An 18364-nucleotide genomic window follows, 5' to 3' on the forward strand; every position below is an offset into this window, starting at 1 on the left:
CATTATGATTTTTTCTTATTCAGCAATTGATCAACATAGTCTTCTTTGTTAACTTGACGTGCACGTGCTACTGATAATGCTTTTGATGGAACATTCTCTGTTATTGTAGAGCCTGCTGCCACATAAGCACCATCTTCAACTGTTACAGGAGCAACAAGGTTTGAATTACATCCAATAAATACCCCATTACCAATTACAGTTTTAAATTTATTCTTGCCGTCGTAGTTCACCGTAATTGAACCACAACCAAGATTCACGTCTTCTCCAACTTGTGCATCCCCGATATAACTTAAGTGTGAAGCTTTACTTCTATTACCAAAAACAGTTTTTTTGATTTCTACGAAGTTTCCAACGCGCACTTCATCTCCAATAACTGAATCTGGGCGAATATGTGCAAATGGACCAACCGATACTTCTGTACCAAGTTTGCTGTCATGTACAGTAGATTGACGAATTACCGTACGATCTCCAATTTCACTATCGCGAATTACTGTATGCGGTCCAATTTCACAATCAGAACCAATCACAGTGTTACCCTCAATAACCGTTCCTGGGTGAAGAACTGTATCACTACCAATAATTGCATCCGCAGAAATGTATGTGTTACTTGGATCAATAATTGTAACACCATTTACCATGTTCTTTCGGTTGATACGATTTTTCATAATAATTTCCGCTTGCGATAGAGCGACTCTGTCGTTAACACCTAACGTTTCATCGAAGTGCTCTGTTTGATAAGCTGATACAATATGACCTTCATTTTTTAAAATTTCAATAACGTCCGGAAGGTAATATTCGCCCTGTACATTATCATTTGAAACTTTAGAAAGTGAAGCAAATAAAGCTTTATTATCAAAACAATACGTACCTGTATTGATTTCTTTAATAGCTAATTCTTTTTCATTTGCATCCTTATGCTCAACAATCTTTTCAACATGACCATTCTCATTACGAACGATACGGCCATATCCAGCAGGCTCTTCTATGTACGCTGTTAGTACCGTCGCCATTGCTCCCGCTTCTTCGTGTTGCTGAAGCAATGCTTCCATCGTTTCAGCAGTTATTAGAGGTGTATCACCACAAATAACTAAAGTTGTTCCTTCTTCATTTGCAAGCACACTTGCAGCTTGATCGACAGCATGAGCTGTACCAAGTTGTTCTGCTTGTAATGCAAACTCACTTACGTTTCCTAGCTGTTCTTGTACCTTTTCAGCACCATGTCCAACGACTGTTACAAGTTTCTGCAATCCTAATTGAGATACTTCATTGACTACATGTTGTACCATTGGTTTTCCACATACAGGATGCAGCACTTTGTATAGCTTGGACTTCATACGTGTGCCTTTACCTGCAGCTAGAATCACTGCAAATCTGTTTGACATATAGACCCTCCATCGCAACCTATTTATCCATTAACGATATTATCCTAAATCATCATATATTTCAAGAAACACATTATAACTATTAAATTTTACCATAATTCTTATAAGATGTTTTACTCTTTAGTATCTTTTTTAAGGAATAAGCTATACTATTTTAAATGATTTTGAAAAAATTAGAAGTTTTTCATCTTTATTTTTTCAAAATATGAATTTTTATAATTAGAAACGTGTATTATTCAAAAAAAAAAACAAACTCCTGTAAATGCTTACAGGAGTTTGCTACAAAATTATAAGGCTTTCTTTCAAAAGCCCTTTTCATTCGAATTTTACGAAGCGCCTGCTTCTTCAAACTCAACCTCTTCTAACTCGCCTAAACGATGATACTCTGTTAAAACCGCATCTTGAATTTTAGAGCGTGTATTAGAATTAATTGGATGTGCAATGTCACGGAATTCTCCATCTGGAGTACGTTTACTTGGCATTGCTACAAATAATCCATTATTACCATCAATTACACGAATATCATGAACAACAAATTCATGGTCTAGAGTAATAGAGGCAATTGCTCTCATGCGGCCTTCTGTGTTTACGCGGCGTAATCTTACGTCAGTCACTTCCATCTTGTGTTCACCACCCTTTTCTAAATAAGCGATATATTTGTATAAATTCCACAAAATTTCTATTTTCCCTTTAATTTTTTAAAAATTTTTAAGATAAAAATTTTTAAGTTAGTTGAATATAAGGATTAGTAGAGGTTATCGCTTACAAAGAGTTACTTAACTAGGGCAATTACTTCAATTTCAACAGAAACATCTTTCGGTAATTTTGCTACTTGTACACAAGAACGCGCTGGTTTATGAGTAGAGAAATAAGAACCGTATACTTCATTAACAGCATTAAAATCATCCATATCCTTTAAGAATACTGTTGTTTTTACCACTGTATCAAATGAAGCACCTGCTTCTGCTAATACCGCTTGTAAATTTTCAAATACTTGCTCTGTTTGTACTGTTACATCTCCTGTTACAAGTTCTCCACTTGTCGTTAACGGAATTTGTCCTGAACTATAGAACATATTATTTACAATAATTCCTTGTGAATATGGTCCGATTGCCTGTGGTGCTTTGCTTGTTTGAACAACTTTCATACTTTTCACCCTTTTATTATTTATTTTTACTCTTTAAAAATAGTGTACCAAAGGCAGTTTGTCCATCTATTTTGTAATTTATAAATAGGAATAAAAAAAGGTAAAGCTATCTGCTTTACCTTTTTACTCAGCCTCTACAAGCCCTTTATCAAATGGTGCAAGTGAATAATTTCCCTTTTCCACTTGAATCGCTTTTTCTTTCACATCAACTTCTGACAGACGAATTAATGATACAAAGTTATTAATAAGTCTTTCTTCAATATCCGTAGACTCTACTAATACGCCAATTCCAACAACATTAGCTTTAAACTCTTCTAGCATGCTCATCATGCCTTGAATGGTTCCGCCAGCTTTCATAAAGTCATCAATAATTAAAACATTGGATCCTTCTGGAAGGCTACGCTTTGCTAAAGTCATCGTTTGGATTCGCTTAGAGGAACCTGATACATAGTTAATACTAACAGTGGGTCCTTCTGTTACCTTATTATCTTTTCTCGCAATTACTACCGGTACATCTAAGTAGTTCGCTACTGCATAAGCAAGCGGAATTCCTTTTGTCGCTACCGTCATAACCGCATCAATTGGTTGCCTAGCAAAAACAGAAGCAAATAAACGACCTGCGCCATTAATCTGGCGAGGATTACTTAAAAGATCCGTCATATATAAGTAACCGCCAGGCAAAATACGGTCTGGTTTTTCAAATAAGCTACAAAGCTCATTAATAATCAGATTCGCCTCTTCTTCACTTATATAGGGAATATATTTCACTCCTCCTGCTGCTCCTGGTATCGTTTGCAATGTGCCGACCCCTTGTTGTTCAAACGTTTGCTTAATAATAACTAGATCTTCACTAATGGAAGATTTAGCCGATTGATACCTTTCAGCAAAAAAAGTGAGGGAAACTAGCTGACGAGGATTTTGTAGCAAGTAATAAGTCAGATCGACCAATCTTGTACTTCGTCTAATTTTCATACTCTCACCTCAAATCACGAATATTCTAAACAAATCATAACGTATTATACGTCTTTATTCAAGCGTTTCTCGCTCTCCTAATAAACGAACTGCATATACTTGTTCGCAAAATCCTTTTAAACCGTTATATATACGATGCATTCGTGAATCATGGTGTACAAGACCAAATACAGTTGGGCCACTTCCACTCATTAATACGGCATCCGCACCGAATCGTTTCATCTGCGCCTTAATACGTGCAACCTCTGGATGCATCACAAACGTCACATCTTCTAAAATGTTACCAACAGTATCACAAATTCCTTTATAGTCCCCGTCATTAATGACTTCAACCATTTTATCTACATTTGGATGTGTAACACGATTTAATTTTAAATTCCCATACACATCAGCAGTAGATACACCAATGTGGGGCTTTGCTAAAATAACCCAACAAGAAGGTGGAGTCTTTATATGTTCAATTTTTTCTCCTCTTCCGGTGGCAATTGCAGTTCCGCCATATACACAGAACGATACATCTGATCCAATTTCTGCGCCAAGCTCTGCTAATTCCTTAATTGTAAGCCCTAAATCCCATAACTTATTAAGGCCGCGTAATGTCGCTGCTGCATCACTACTTCCACCTGCTAATCCAGCTGCTACTGGAATCGTTTTTTCAATAGTAATAGATACACCTTTTTTCACATTAAACTTCTCTTTTAATAATTTCGCTGCTTGATAAGCTAAGTTGCGTTGGTCGTCTGGGACATACCGATTATGGGACAAAATTTCAATACGGTCTTCTGCTAATTCCATTAGCTCTAAACGATCTGCTAAGTCGATTGTTGTCATAATCATTTTCACTTCATGATATCCATCTTGTCTTTTTCCCAGTACATCTAACGACAGATTAATCTTTGCTGGTGCTTTCACTAGTAGCTTCAATCTATTCACCCACTCTATGTACTCAATCTTTTATCGTTTATTTTACCATAAATTTATAGTAAGACGATGACACTTCCCTAATTATAACGAAAAGCATTCAGAATGAAACTACTTATGTCAAATGATGGCACCTTTTAGCGTGCAAAAAGCCGAGGAATCTCTCCTCGGCTACCGCAGCATAGAAAGTATCTTACAACTACTGGTTTTGTTTCATTAATTGCTGTTCTGCAATTTCTATAGCACGTTTCACCATATTACCAGCATCTTTCGCACGAATTCCGCCCCATCCTTCTTTCTGAACAACATCATAAAAGCCAAGCTCTTTTGCAAGCTCTTCTTTAAATTGATTTGACATGACTCCTCTTCGTCTACTCAATGCAGAGTCCCTCCTTATTTTGCTACGGTATAATTAGTATGCAAAATAATATAGCTTTTCATTTGTGGGAATATATGTAACAAATAATACATTAATTATAAAATGCTTCATTATGAGGTTCATCGTAAAATGTTAACTCTACTGTCTCTGTTAAAACATCTGCATAACTATAAGATACACGTTGCAATGCATCTTCTTGCTGATCTAACTGGACAACAAACACAGAACGATACGTTTCTGCAAGTACACCCGATTGCTCCACAGTTTTTCTTCTTCCGCTATTTGCCTTTAACACAAGTCGCTGTCCAAGATGGTGATCTAATTCGCTTTTAATTTCATCTAAACGTTTTGACATATACCTTGCTACACCTCGCTGTAATTTAGATTGAACACTTAAAACACGATATATCTATCCCAATTATTAACCGCAATTTACAGACAATATCATTATAAAAGCATCATGCGTTCGAATAGATAGAAGAAATACTATATTGTACAAGTATCATTGTATAGTCTGCACATTCTTGTCGCGTTTTATCCAGATTCATTTAAATCATTTCCACATAAAAAAGCAAGATACGTATGTACCTTGCTCATTCATCGTAATGTTGAAAGGGTAATCCCGTTCGTAAAATCCCTCTTGTTTCAATTCCACCTAGTCCCTTTTCACCAGTAATTGTATTACGCACAACGTCCCATACATTGACTCTTTCCATAAATGAGGTGAAACTAACTTTGCCAACTACATATACCGGATCTAGAGCATGAATATTAATTCTAGACGGTGAACTAGCAAAATTAGCACCTGCTCGAATCAACGCCTCAAAGTGTGATTGACAAGCCCCAGCAAAAATAACGAGTTGATCTAATGATGGATACTTTTTTCGCACTTCTCGAACAGCCTGTACAAAATGTTTAGAATGTCTATATGCTGCTAAATCTCCCATAACTCCTTTTGACTTTGTATATGCATCATGTCCTGTAATAACTAAAATATCTGGGCGAAAATGATCTATTAAGTCTACTACCTTTTCATGCATCTCCGTTTCCTTACAATGAATACCTTGAACAGGAACGCCTATTTTATTATATAAATCTAGGCACTTGCGCAAATATAAAGGATCTCCATCTATATGCAGTACACGCCCTGGCATTTGAAAATAATTCACTTCACTTGTATATCCACCAGTTGAATTATGTTCATGTCTTTGTTTCATCAACACGTAATCTTGCTGAAACAACCGGTAAGTACGCTCCATCGTTTCTTTTTCACGCTTCACTCTATTTTTATGCTCTCGTTGGTCTATACTAACTAAATCTGCAAGTGGTGCATCCGCCACAAGTCTAATTTCCTCTCCAAATAATATTGCCATATCGCCTTTTATTTCTATAATACGAAAAAGAATATCCCTATTATGAGAATATCGTTCAACTAATTCTCCAACATGTAAAGCCATTCTCCTACCTCCAAACTCGTTAGGCCATCTTACCTGTTTTTAAAGTATGAATTTAGGAAAGGAAAGGTGACAAAAGGGACAGCTCAAGTTGAACTGTCCCTTTCATATTCTTATGACAATTTATGAAGAATTAATGCATTACTTAATGTTGCAAACTCTTCGATAGATAGCGTTTCGCCTCTTCGCTTCGGATCAATTCCTACCTCTGTTAAAATTCGATCCAACAGCTCTTTATCTTTCGGGAAACCATTTAAATTATTTGATAAGTTATTCATTAAAGTTTTACGACGCTGTGCGAAACTTGCTCGTACTACTTCAAAGAAGAAATTTTCATCTTTCACTTCTACAACTGGTTTAGGACGCTTTAGAAGACGGATAATCGCAGAATCAACATTTGGTTGTGGCACAAACACTGTACGCGGTACAGTCATAACTGTTTCTACCTCTGTATAATACTGAATGGCAATTGATAAAGAACCATACTCTTTCGTTCCTGGTTTAGCAGCTAAACGATCCCCAACTTCTTTTTGCATCATAACAACAAATCCACGAACCGGTAATTTTTCTTCAAGCAATTTAAATAAGATTGGCGTTGTAATATAGTATGGTAAGTTAGCTACTACCATTACATCTTGCCCTTCTTCAAATTGCTCACTAAACACTTCATGTACATCTGCTTTTAGTACATCTTTATTTATAACTGTAACGTTGCTATATGGAGCTAACGTCTCGTCTAAAATTGGTAATAATCTCTGATCAATTTCAAAAGCCACTACTTTTTTAGCACGCTTCGCCAATTGCTCTGTTAACGCACCGATACCTGGTCCAATTTCAATTGCGCCACTTTCTGAACCGATTTCTGCGTGATCAACGATACGATTTAATACATTTGTATCAATTAAAAAATTTTGTCCTAAACTTTTTTTGAATGAAAATCCATACTTTTCAACAATGTCTTTCGTACGATTTGGTGTTGCGATATCCTTCATTTTTTTTCCTCCTGTATTACTTGCTTATAAGCTTCTGCAAATGATTCCTTTGAAACTTGAAACATTTGTAAACGTTTATGTAACTGTTTTGCATTTGTATAACCAATCTTTAATAGCTTACCCACTCTTTCTCTGCGACTCTTTGCCATTTCTCCGCCCACTAAGCCCGCATCGACTAGGTCACTCCAACTAATTTCACTTGTGTAAGCTTCCATTTCTTCATGTATATTCTCTAAAGCACGGCGAATCGACTCATTAGAAGCATGTTCGATTCCAACGCCTTTCTTCCTTTTCGCAAGTGCTTCTTCCTTCGGTAAAAAAGCATGCTTACATCCAGGAACCTTGTCAGAAATAATCTTTCGAATACGCTCTCCAGGATAATCCGGATCTGTGAAAATAATAACGCCTCGTTTTTGCTGCGCTAATTTAACTCGCTCAATAACATGATCACCGATTGCTGAACCGTTCGTTTCGATTGTATCTCCATCAACAGCACGTTTAATCGCAACTGTATCATCTTTACCTTCTACAACGATAATCTCTTTAATTTTCATGCTTGCCTCCACACTCGTTTCATCTCTACTTAGTAAAACAAAAAAATGACGACTTTTCCATTATTATTTTCCCAATCTTACATTTTAAAAAGTAGAAGAGAAAAATCTTTGTTCACTCCCCTTATTGTAACACTTCTATCTCCATCTTAATTTATCTGCAATATTTCTACACTTATGTTATGAGTAAATAGTGGGTTCTTATCATTTCTATTATCTCTCTTCTCAAAAAACAAAAAAAGAATGGGACTCCCCATTCTTTTTTATTCAACACCAAATAAGGCTTTGGCATTCTTTGTTGTTGTTTGTGCTACTTCCTCATAAGAAATTCCTTTTAAATTCGCAATTTCTTCTGCTACCAGTTTTACATAACTCGGTTCATTTCGTTTCCCTCGAAATGGATGTGGTGTTAAATATGGACAATCTGTCTCTATCAATAATTTTTCTAACGGAATCTCCATAGCAACTTCTTTCGGTTTCTTCGCATTTTTAAATGTTACTGGCCCACCTAATGAAATTAAAAAGTTCATATCGACACATCGCTGTGCTACTTCTACACTACCGCTAAAGCAATGCATAATGCCTCCTACTTCAGCTGCATTCTCTTCCTCTAGGATATCAACAATATCTTGAGTTGCATCGCGGTTATGTATAATAATCGGTAATTTTACCTTTTTTGCTAATGCAATTTGTTTGCGGAATACTTCCTTCTGTATTTCTTTTGGAGACTTATCCCAGTGATAATCTAATCCCATTTCTCCAATGGCAACTACTTTAGGATGAGCAGCTAATTCTTCTAACCAAGCTAAATGTTCTTCATTCATGTCGATTGCATCAACGGGATGCCATCCAACTGCAGCGTAAATAAAATCATAAGCCTCTGCTAATTCAATTGCTTTCTTTATCGTTACTTCATCAAATCCAACAACAACTGTATAGGTAACTCCCGCTTCTTTCATCCTCGCGATAACTTCTTGTAAATCTTCTTCAAATTGCTCTGCATTTAAATGTGAATGTGTATCAAACAACATAATAAATAACTCCTTTTATATTGAAATCAATTCTCTCATAGAAAACTACGCTCTTTCTAACTTAACGATAACAATACTACAATTTTAATGCAAAAAAAGGGAATGTAAAAAGAAAAAAGACGCTTCACCAATGTTACACGTGAAACATCCCTTTTCTTGTCTCAATTACTTGATTTTTGTACCATTCGGTAAATTTTGGTCAATTGATGCTAATGACAATACGCCATTCTCTTCACCTGCTAAAATCATACCTTGTGATAATTCACCACGTAATTTTACAGGTTTTAAATTCGTTACACAAATAACCTTTTTACCTTTTAGTTCTTCTGGCGAATAGAATTTAGCAATCCCAGAAACCACTTGGCGCTTCTCTGTACCTAAATCAAGCTGAATTTTTAACAACTTATCTGCTTTTTTCACAGGTTCAGCAGATATTACTTCAGCTACTCGTAATTCTACTTTAAAGAAATCATCAATTGTAATTTCTTCTGCCTTTGGTTCTTCTGCTTTTTTCTCTTCTACTTTAGGAGCAGAACCTTGCATTTGTTCTTTAATATACCCCACTTCTACTTCCATTTCCAAACGAGGGAAAATAGGGTTTCCTTTTTCTACTTTTGTTCCAGCTGGAATACATCCAATTGTAGATAGGCTTTCCCAAGATTTATGCGTCTCTTCAGTAAGCCCAAGTTGAGCAAACATCTTACTTGGTGCTACTGTTAGGAATGGCATAAGCATAATACCTGTTTGACGAAGTACCTCAGCTAAGTGGGCCATTACAGACGCAAGTTTTTCACGATCATTCTCATCCTTCGCTAATACCCATGGCTGCGTTTCATCAATATATTTGTTCGTACGGCTAACTAATTGCCAAATGGAACTTAACGCTACAGAGAACTCCATATTCTCCATTGCCTCTTCTACTTTTTTCAATGTATCTTTAGCAAATGTCACTAGCGTTTCATCGAACTCAGTTACATTTGCTTTAAATGCAGGGATTTCCCCATTAAAGTATTTATCAATCATAGCTACTGTACGATTTAATAAGTTCCCTAAATCATTCGCTAAATCAAAGTTGATTCGTTCAACAAATCCTTCTGGTGTGAATACTCCATCAGATCCAAATGGAACTTCGCGAAGTAAGTAGTAACGCAATGCATCTAATCCGTAACGATCAATTAGTGTAACTGGATCTACTACGTTTCCTTTTGACTTACTCATTTTTCCATCTTTCATTAAAATCCAGCCATGAGCAAAGACTTTCTTCGGAAGTGGTAAATCTAAAGCCATTAAAATAATTGGCCAATAAATTGTATGGAAACGAACGATTTCTTTCCCAACTAAATGGACATCTGCTGGCCAGAATTTTTTATACTTCTCTTCATTTTCTGTTCCATATCCTAATGCAGTAATGTAATTAGACAACGCATCTACCCATACGTAAATAACGTGTTTTGGGTTACCTGGAACACGAACTCCCCAGTCAAATGAAGTACGAGAAACAGCTAAATCTTCTAATCCTGGTTTAATGAAGTTATTAATCATTTCATTTTTACGGGACTCCGGCTGAATGAAATGAGGGTTATCTTCATAGAACTTTAATAGTCGGTCTACATATTTACCCATTCTAAAGAAATACGATTCTTCGCGAACAAGTTCTACAGCGTGACCACTATCTGGGCTTTTCCCACCAACTACTTTGTCACCTTCCATAATTGGATCTACTAATTGATGCACTGTATAGAATGTTTCATCTTGTACAGAATACCAACCTTCATATTCATCAAGATAAATATCGCCTTGATCTACTAGCTGCTTGAAGATTTTCTCAACAACATCTTTATGACGATCTTCAGTTGTACGAATAAAATCATCATAAGAGATATCCATCTTCTCCCAAAGTTCTTTAATCCCTGATACAATGTTATCCACATATGCTTGTGGTGTAACATTTAGTTCTTCTGCTTTCTTTTGGATCTTCTGTCCATGCTCATCAGTTCCTGTTAAATAATGAACATTGTATCCTTGCATACGCTTATATCGTGCCATCGCATCTCCTGCTACTGTCGTATAAGCATGTCCAATGTGTAACTTTCCACTTGGATAATAAATTGGGGTAGTAATATAAAAGGACTTATTTTCCTCTTTCATCGTTTTGGACCTCCCGAATAACCTCATATGTATTTATAAACAGTATATCAAAAACTCACATATAAAAACGAGTTAATGCTCGATATCTTTATCATCTATTACTCATATTCAAAAAAATAACACGAAACAATTATAGAAATGACTCACATTCTATTATATATAAGAAGTATAAAAATCTATAAATCTTTTTTAAAAATATAGAATTTAAGAATTGACGGAAATGTAAATGATTGGTATCATATGTCCATAGGGTATTTTGTCGAAAAATGACGAATCAAAAAAATAGACTCGAAACTTATAAACTATTTATTTAGGAGGAAAAGAATTATGAAATCTACTGGTATCGTTCGTAAAGTTGATGAATTAGGTCGTGTAGTAATTCCAATCGAATTACGCCGTACTTTAGGTATTGCAGAAAAGGATGCTCTTGAAATCTACGTGGATGAAGAAAAAATCATCTTAAAGAAATATAAACCAAACATGACTTGTCAAGTAACTGGTGAAGTATCTGATGGTAACCTATCTTTAGCTGAAGGTAAAATTATCTTAAGTAAAGAAGGCGCTGAACAGGTCTTAAACGAACTTCAAGATTATATCGAAACAGCAAAATAAGCTTCTCAATTATGAGAAGCTTATTTTTTATCAACATGATAGATTTGATATACATCACGTTTCGACAAATCTCGGTCTTTAGCGACTGTTTTAATCGCTTCTTTTGAATTCATACCTTTTTCATTTATATAATGTTCAATATGATTATATACTGAAATAGCTTCCCACCATTGTTCTTCTTGAGTAGGTTCTTCTGTTGAACCTGCTACTAAAATACAAAACTCACCACGAACTTCATTTTGCTTCGTCCACTCAATCGCTTCTTCAATTGTTCCACGAATAAACTCTTCAAATTTTTTCGTTAGCTCACGACATAATACGATTTCCCTATTTCCTAATACTTCTTGCATAGAGATTAAAGTGTCATCTAAACGATGCGGTGCCTCGTAAAACATCATTGTAGTTGGAATATAGCGTAGTTTTTCTAATTCAAGCTTACGTCCCTTTTTATTTCTTTGCAGGAAACCATAGAAATAAAAATGTTTTGTCTCAAGTCCTGATGCAATTAATGCTGTAAGAGCCGCATTTGCCCCAGGAAGCGGAATAACATGATATTGTTCTGCTACAGCCTCTACAACGATATCATAACCAGGATCTGAAATACATGGCATACCAGCATCGCTCACAATGGCTACAGTCTTACCTTCTTCTAACTTATCTAAAATTTTCCGTCCACTTACTCCTTTATTATGCTCATGATAACTCATAACTGGTGTTTCAATTTCAAAGTAATTACAAAGTTTCTTCGTTTGCCTTGTATCTTCCGCAGCAATAATGTCTGCCTCTTTTAAAATTCGGATTGCACGAAATGTCATATCCTCTAAATTTCCGATTGGAGTCGGTACTAAATATAAAACTCCCTTTTCATTTTGCTGAAAGCTTTTTTGCTGCCACATAGCGTTCTCCTTTTTGCATATATTCTTCTTTTTGTTTCCTCGTTAACTGTTTAAAGTGATATTCAGCTTGCATAGCCGTTCGTTTATCCTCATGATCCTCTACATATTTTAAACCAACTGGAAGCCTAGCGCGGGTATATCTAGCACCTTTTCCACTATTATGGGTCTGAATCCGTTTTTCTATATGATTTGTATATCCAGCATAATAACTTCCATCAGAACACTCCACCACATAAAAACAATGCTTATTCTTCTCCATATAAAATTGAACGAAGCTCCTTTGTATATTCGTTGTTTTCTTCATATACAAAAAGAGGTGGTAAGATTTTTAAATCTGCATTCCCATCCTTAATTCCTTCAATTAACAATGTATTCGCTTCTTTACCAGCCTTAGGATAAACAAATCGCACGCGTTTCGGTTCGATTTTGTATTTACGCATTAATGTGACGATGTCGAGCAAACGACCTGGACGATGTACAAATGCTACTTTCCCGCCCTGCTTCACTAACTGGCTACTTGCATATACAACATCCTCTAATGTGCACATAATTTCATGACGAGCTATCGCTAAATGTTCATTGATATTCTTCTCAGAAGTTTGTGGTGTTTGAAAATAAGGAGGATTACATGTTACAACATCATATTGATGACGTCCAAGTTTCTCCGGCATATCTTTCAAATCTCCATGGATTAAATGAATTCTTTCTTCTAAATTATTGTATTGAACGCTTCTTATTCCCATATCATATAAGCGCTCTTGAATTTCTACACCTGTAATTTTCCCTTTTGTCCTTGTACTTAATAAAAGAGGGATAACTGCGTTACCTGTACACAAATCAAGTAAATTACCTTTTTGAATTGGCACCCAAGCAAAATCTGCAAGTAAAACAGCATCCAAAGAAAAATTAAATACTGATGGACTTTGTACAAGCTTCATATCTTGCGCTAATAAGTAATCTAAACGCTCATCTTCATATAAATTCATATATTGCTCCCTTTCTTACACTTAACCTACCCTATTTCATCCTCTATCAATGTAAAAATAAATTTCATTCTACCCTCATGTATAAAAAATTACCTTTCCAATTATATTGGAAAGGTAATCTCACTTTTTATTTAAAAATGACAGACAGAATAAACAATCTCCCTCTTTACGTACACTTCCATAATGTAGATTGCAAATATGAAAACCTTCTTGATATAGTCTCGCTAGGTTATCGTAGCCTTCACCAATATCTGTCTTCGCCTTCATTTCTTTGCGTTTTTGAGTTTTTTGTTTTTCCTTGTTCTGCACTTCTTCAAAACGATGTCGCAAATTTTCATTTTCCATTTTTATATGTTGGTTTTCTTCCAATAATTCTGCAAGATGTTGTTTTAATTCTCCCAACTGTTTGTATAAATGTCCAATTTGCTCTTCCATACTAGAAACCGATGCAAAAATATCCTTTTTCTCCACAAGCACCCACCTCATTAATCTGTGGTTTGACTCGAAACGACCCCTTTATTCATTAATTCATCTAACGTATATTCTACTATCCGTTCCTTGTCTACTAGTTCCACTTGAATTAATCTTTCTAAAATATTTAATCCGATAACACGGCCAGTACCTTGCGGTGTTTGTATACGTTGATCTAAATCAGGAAGTTGTTCCTTTGCTGCCTCATATTCATCATTCTCATATTTTAAGCAACACATTAAGCGACCACATAAACCAGAGATTTTTGCAGGATTTAATGATAAATTTTGATCCTTTGCCATTTTAATGGACACAGGTTCAAAATCTCCTAAAAAAGTAGAACAACAAAGCATACGACCGCATGGGCCAATACCACCAAGCATTTTTGCTTCGTCACGAACGCCGATCTGTCTCAGCTCAATTCTTGTCCTAAAAATTGCCGCTAAGTCTTTCACTAGTTCGCGAAAATCAATCCGACCATCCGCAGTAAAGTAGAAAATAATCTTATTACGATCGAACGTATACTCTACATCTACAAGCTTCATATCAAGATTATGTTCTCCTACCTTTTGTTGACAAACTTGATATGCTTCTTTCGCAGCATGCCTATTCTCTTCAACAATGGTACGATCATTTTCATTTGCAATACGAATAACTTTTTTAAGCGGTAATACAACGTCGTTTTCATCAACTTGCTTTTTGGTAATAACTACTTTTCCGTATTCAATACCTCTTACCGTTTCTACAATTACAAACTCATTTTCTGAGATATCGAACTGATTTGGATCAAAGTAATATACTTTTCCGGCCTTCTTAAAGCGAACACCTACTACATCATACAAAACGGTCATCCCTCCTGCAACCGCAACACTAACTGTTCGAACACAAGCTGCGCATTTACATTAGCGTTGATTCTATTTTTTGCCTCTAATATATTAAAGAGAGCTGATACAATGCGCTTCTGAGCATAAGAAAAGGATTCAAACATCTCTTTCTGCTCATGAAAAACAAGACGATCTTCTTCTCCAAGTTGAACATATAATAAATCCTTATAAATAAGGAGTAACATATCTAAGCCTTGCTGTAATTGTTCTTTCTCTCCAAAGTGCTTCCCCCATTTTTCTTGTACAAAAAAAATAGAGGCCTTATCTTTTTCGAGCGCTTCACATAATTTTATCACTAAAGCTCTCGCTTGTGCAAACCATTCATCATTACACATTAATAAAGCTTCTTCAAAACTGTTTGTAAGCTGCGCAGCAAGTGTAGATAAAGAAACTGTAATACCCTCTTCCTCTAATCTCTTAATTAAAGATTTTGTAGGCAACGGTCTAAATGTAACAACTTGACAACGAGATAAAATTGTATTTAAAATCTGATGACTTTGTTCAGTAAGTAAAATAGCTGTTGTATCACTACTTGGTTCTTCTAAAAACTTTAAAAGCGTATTCGCTGCATTTGCTGTCATACGATCTGCATGCTCAATAATATATACTTTTTTATTTGCCTCTAATCCTGTTTTTGAAAACTCTTCTTGTAAATCGTGAATTTGCTGTTTTTTAATAGATAATCCATCTGGTTTTACAATATGTAAGTTTGGGTAGTTACCTGAATCAATTCGGCGACAATTCGTACATACATGACAAGGCTCTACACCATTTCTTTGTGAACAGAGGAAACTTTTTGCCATTTGAATTGCTGTGGCGAACTTCCCAGTCCCTTTCCCTCCCTCTAACAAGTAAGCGTGGGATATACGCTCTTTTGCAATGCTATTCATCAACATTTTGACACCGATGGGCTGTATAGCAGAAAGCTGCTCCCACGTATTTATCATACTGCATACCTCACTTATTTCATTCTTTCCTTCTATTATAACAATTTATCTTCTATAATCTGAACAACTTCTTCTATAAGTTTTTTCATTGGTTGATCAGCATTTACTAATACAATGCGATTAGAAAAACGCTCTACAACTTGTAAATACCCCTCACGCACACGTTTATGGAAAGAGATATCTTCCATATCTAGTCGATTTACTTCACGTCCTGCATCTTTTTCAATTCGTGCTAAACCTACCTCTGGCTCAATATCTAAATAGATTGTTAAACTAGGCATACAATCTTCCGTTGCGAAACGATTAATTTCAAATACTTTATCCATACCTAAGCCTCTTGCATACCCTTGATACGCTAAAGAGCTATCTATAAAACGATCACATAGTACAAGATAGTTTTCCTCAAGTGCCGGCATAACTTTTTCCACTAAATGTTGTCTACGTGCAGCAGCATATAAGAGCGCCTCTGTACGTGCCTCCATCATCGTATACTCTTGTTTATGTAAAATTGTTCTAATATCTTCAGAAATTGCAATACCACCCGGTTCCCTGGTCGCCATTACCTTTTGTGCCTTTTGCTCAAAATATGGCAATAAACTTTTAATTAATGTTGTTTTACCCGAACCTTCTGGCCCTTCAATTGTTACAAATAATCCCTTCATCCTAAAACCTACTTTCTATATCATACACGTTCATATATTTCGTACTACCTTGAAAACGAGCCCCTGTTTTCTCTAAATGAGCAATTTGCTTTGTATGTTCTTGAGTAATTCTCTCTCCATACATGATCAATGGAATTCCAGGTGGATACGGAATCACCATTTCTGCTGCTATCATACCAACGGCCTCTTCTAGAGATACTAACTTCGTTTCGTATCTCTCTAATTGTTTATACGTATACGGTAAAGGGGAAATTTCCCCTTTATAAGTATAACGAATTGATGCTGTCTTGTCTTTTACCTTATATTGTTGCAAAGCTACTCGAATTATCTCTATAGCTTTCATATACCCCTCATTTACTTGTAACGGTAATATAAATAGGACGTTATATGGATCTGCCATTTCCGTATATATACCGACCTTTTCAAATACAGACTGTAATTCATACCCCGATAACTGACAGCGAGTTTGCACCGTAACCTTTAATTCATCTTGCGATGGATATTGCAAGATGGCTATTTGTGGGATAGATCGCAATCCTTCCTTAAATCGGCGTAAAAACTCAACAATTTCATCATGACCCTCTTCCTTTATAACTGCTATTGCAAAACGTGCTATATCAAGAGAAGCCATAATTGGATACGATGGGCTACTAGATTGTAGCATACTTAAATAGGAGGAAACTTTTTCTTCGCTCACCAAACGGCTATTTATATGTAAATAAGATCCCATTGTCATCGCAGGTAATGTTTTATGTGCGGAATGAACTACAATATCCGCACCATAAATTAATGCTGACTTCGGGAAGGGGTCCCCTATACAAAAATGTGCCCCATGGGCTTCATCTACTAGAACAGGAATTTTATGTGCATGTGCGTAAGCGATACTTGCCTCTAAATCAATTCCCATACCATAGTAATTAGGATGTGTTAAAATAAGTGCTTTTGCATTTGGATACTTTGTAATTGCCTCCTTAATAATGTCATCATGAACACCTACTGGTACGTTATGTACTTCATCAATCCATGGGTTTAAAAAGACCGGATTCGCCCCTGCTAATTTCAAACCATTAATGATTGATTTATGACAATTTCTTTGTACGAGGACAATATCATATTCGCCGCAGCAAGACAAAATCATTGCTAAATTTCCAACTGTTGAACCATTAATTAAAAAATAACTTTTGTGCACGCCATATACTTCAGCTAATAATTGCTGTGCTTCATCTATACATTCAAATGGACTATGTAAATCATCTAATCCTGTTAACTCTGTTACATCAATCGATAATATGTCCTTAAACCCCCCTGAAGCTTTCTGAGGGAAGTTCAAACCATTCTTATGACCCGGAACATGAAAAGATAGTAGTCGCCTTTCTTTAAATTCCATTAACGCCTCATATAAAGGCATACGATTTTGATTCATATATATCTCTTCCTTATTATTCATTCTGTATCTATTATACAGATATTAGGGCAAAAAAAATAATAGGCATAATGCCTATTTAAAAATATGATACTTCTAATTTTCGCAGTTGTGTTAAATAATGTATATACTTCGGATCATTTGTCTCAGTATTCACCAGATTTCTTTCGCACTCATAACATATTAAATTATTATATACATATATTCCTTCTCCCCTTTTTGTCTCACAAACGATGCAAATTTCACTTGGTAATTTCATAATCTTTCCTCCCTTTTTAAGTAAACATATTATATACCTCTATTCCTTAACAAATTTCCGGAAAATATACATCAATTTCTTATATAATATGATTTATTCTTGGGCAACGTGTTTGTATTACTTATGTATTCCCTTTACTTCTTTCGTGTACTGTTTAAAAACAAAAAAACACAAGTCAAAAGACTTGTGTTTTTATCTTGCTTGGCAACGTCCTACTCTCACAGGGACAAGGTCCCAACTACCATCG

General features: G+C 35.6%; 22 protein-coding genes. 1 reads left to right on the forward strand and 21 read right to left on the reverse strand.

What is annotated here, in order from left to right; translation table 11 throughout:
- Positions 1-2: 2 nt before the first annotated feature.
- From glmU to metG, 12 genes are all read right to left on the reverse strand, one after another.
- Positions 3-1382, reverse strand: a complete 1380-nt coding sequence (gene glmU / locus MKX77_RS23815) for a bifunctional UDP-N-acetylglucosamine diphosphorylase/glucosamine-1-phosphate N-acetyltransferase GlmU (RefSeq protein ID WP_002091584.1) — start codon at positions 1380-1382, stop codon at positions 3-5.
- A 326-nt stretch (positions 1383-1708) separates the two neighbouring features.
- Positions 1709-2002: a septation regulator SpoVG gene (spoVG, locus tag MKX77_RS23820; protein ID WP_000454042.1), complete on the reverse strand. Its 294-nt coding sequence runs from the start codon at positions 2000-2002 to the stop codon at positions 1709-1711.
- 152 nt (positions 2003-2154) lie between these two features.
- Positions 2155-2529 (reverse strand): RidA family protein, encoded by a 375-nt coding sequence (locus MKX77_RS23825; protein ID WP_341307914.1) that lies wholly within the window; start codon positions 2527-2529, stop codon positions 2155-2157.
- Between the two features lie 123 nt (positions 2530-2652).
- Positions 2653-3501, reverse strand: coding sequence for a pur operon repressor (gene purR, locus MKX77_RS23830; protein ID WP_002159635.1), 849 nt, complete (start codon positions 3499-3501; stop codon positions 2653-2655).
- Between the two features lie 54 nt (positions 3502-3555).
- Entirely contained in the window at positions 3556-4425 is an 870-nt protein-coding gene (gene ispE, locus MKX77_RS23835; protein ID WP_131232837.1) for a 4-(cytidine 5'-diphospho)-2-C-methyl-D-erythritol kinase, read from the reverse strand.
- 196 nt (positions 4426-4621) lie between these two features.
- Entirely contained in the window at positions 4622-4801 is a 180-nt protein-coding gene (gene sspF, locus MKX77_RS23840; protein ID WP_001985066.1) for an acid-soluble spore protein SspF, read from the reverse strand.
- Positions 4802-4892: 91 nt separating this feature from the next.
- Positions 4893-5156, reverse strand: coding sequence for a biofilm formation stimulator Veg (veg, locus tag MKX77_RS23845; RefSeq protein WP_002107294.1), 264 nt, complete (start codon positions 5154-5156; stop codon positions 4893-4895).
- Between the two features lie 238 nt (positions 5157-5394).
- A complete protein-coding gene (gene yabG / locus MKX77_RS23850; RefSeq protein ID WP_341307915.1) occupies positions 5395-6258 on the reverse strand; it encodes a sporulation peptidase YabG in 864 nt (287 codons plus the stop codon).
- A 110-nt stretch (positions 6259-6368) separates the two neighbouring features.
- The gene (gene rsmA, locus MKX77_RS23855) at positions 6369-7247 is read right to left on the reverse strand and encodes a 16S rRNA (adenine(1518)-N(6)/adenine(1519)-N(6))-dimethyltransferase RsmA (RefSeq protein WP_215554935.1); all 879 of its coding nucleotides are present in this window, start codon (positions 7245-7247) and stop codon (positions 6369-6371) included.
- Complete coding sequence (gene rnmV, locus MKX77_RS23860) at positions 7244-7801, reverse strand: ribonuclease M5 (protein ID WP_002159637.1); 558 nt, start codon at positions 7799-7801, stop codon at positions 7244-7246. The genes rsmA and rnmV overlap by 4 nt, the downstream gene beginning before the upstream one ends.
- Before the next feature lie 260 nt (positions 7802-8061).
- Positions 8062-8829 (reverse strand): TatD family hydrolase, encoded by a 768-nt coding sequence (locus MKX77_RS23865; protein ID WP_002159638.1) that lies wholly within the window; start codon positions 8827-8829, stop codon positions 8062-8064.
- A gap of 165 nt (positions 8830-8994) precedes the next feature.
- Complete coding sequence (metG, locus tag MKX77_RS23870; protein ID WP_445819108.1) at positions 8995-10977, reverse strand: methionine--tRNA ligase; 1983 nt, start codon at positions 10975-10977, stop codon at positions 8995-8997.
- Between the two features lie 327 nt (positions 10978-11304).
- Here metG and MKX77_RS23875 point away from each other — a divergent pair, with 327 nt between their 5' ends.
- The gene (locus MKX77_RS23875) at positions 11305-11589 is read left to right on the forward strand and encodes an AbrB/MazE/SpoVT family DNA-binding domain-containing protein (RefSeq protein WP_002063374.1); all 285 of its coding nucleotides are present in this window, start codon (positions 11305-11307) and stop codon (positions 11587-11589) included.
- A gap of 20 nt (positions 11590-11609) precedes the next feature.
- On the opposite strand, the gene rsmI is transcribed toward MKX77_RS23875, so the two are convergent.
- From rsmI to MKX77_RS23920, 9 genes are all read right to left on the reverse strand, one after another.
- The gene (gene rsmI / locus MKX77_RS23880) at positions 11610-12485 is read right to left on the reverse strand and encodes a 16S rRNA (cytidine(1402)-2'-O)-methyltransferase (protein WP_002159640.1); all 876 of its coding nucleotides are present in this window, start codon (positions 12483-12485) and stop codon (positions 11610-11612) included.
- Positions 12454-12744: a GIY-YIG nuclease family protein gene (locus MKX77_RS23885; protein WP_002107287.1), complete on the reverse strand. Its 291-nt coding sequence runs from the start codon at positions 12742-12744 to the stop codon at positions 12454-12456. Before MKX77_RS23885 ends, rsmI begins: the two co-directional genes overlap by 32 nt.
- The gene (locus MKX77_RS23890) at positions 12731-13471 is read right to left on the reverse strand and encodes a tRNA1(Val) (adenine(37)-N6)-methyltransferase (RefSeq protein ID WP_341307917.1); all 741 of its coding nucleotides are present in this window, start codon (positions 13469-13471) and stop codon (positions 12731-12733) included. The genes MKX77_RS23885 and MKX77_RS23890 overlap by 14 nt, the downstream gene beginning before the upstream one ends.
- A gap of 120 nt (positions 13472-13591) precedes the next feature.
- Positions 13592-13942, reverse strand: a complete 351-nt coding sequence (gene yabA / locus MKX77_RS23895) for a DNA replication initiation control protein YabA (RefSeq protein ID WP_002009639.1) — start codon at positions 13940-13942, stop codon at positions 13592-13594.
- Between the two features lie 14 nt (positions 13943-13956).
- On the reverse strand, positions 13957-14784 hold the full coding sequence (locus tag MKX77_RS23900) for a PSP1 domain-containing protein (protein WP_215554932.1): 828 nt from the start codon (positions 14782-14784) through the stop codon (positions 13957-13959).
- Between the two features lie 5 nt (positions 14785-14789).
- Positions 14790-15773 carry a DNA polymerase III subunit delta' gene (holB, locus tag MKX77_RS23905; protein ID WP_002159641.1) on the reverse strand — a complete coding sequence of 328 codons (984 nt, stop codon included), beginning with the start codon at positions 15771-15773 and terminating at the stop codon, positions 14790-14792.
- Positions 15774-15808: 35 nt separating this feature from the next.
- Positions 15809-16435, reverse strand: coding sequence for a dTMP kinase (gene tmk / locus MKX77_RS23910; RefSeq protein WP_002107283.1), 627 nt, complete (start codon positions 16433-16435; stop codon positions 15809-15811).
- Position 16436: 1 nt separating this feature from the next.
- Positions 16437-17858, reverse strand: coding sequence for an aminotransferase class I/II-fold pyridoxal phosphate-dependent enzyme (locus MKX77_RS23915; RefSeq protein WP_341307918.1), 1422 nt, complete (start codon positions 17856-17858; stop codon positions 16437-16439).
- A 79-nt stretch (positions 17859-17937) separates the two neighbouring features.
- Positions 17938-18117 (reverse strand): sigma factor G inhibitor Gin, encoded by a 180-nt coding sequence (locus MKX77_RS23920; RefSeq protein ID WP_002159645.1) that lies wholly within the window; start codon positions 18115-18117, stop codon positions 17938-17940.
- Between the last annotated feature and the right edge of the window lie 247 nt (positions 18118-18364).

It is taken from the genome of Bacillus sp. FSL R9-9410 (assembly GCF_038050385.1).
Classification (GTDB): Bacteria; Bacillota; Bacilli; order Bacillales; family Bacillaceae_G; genus Bacillus_A; species Bacillus_A cereus_U.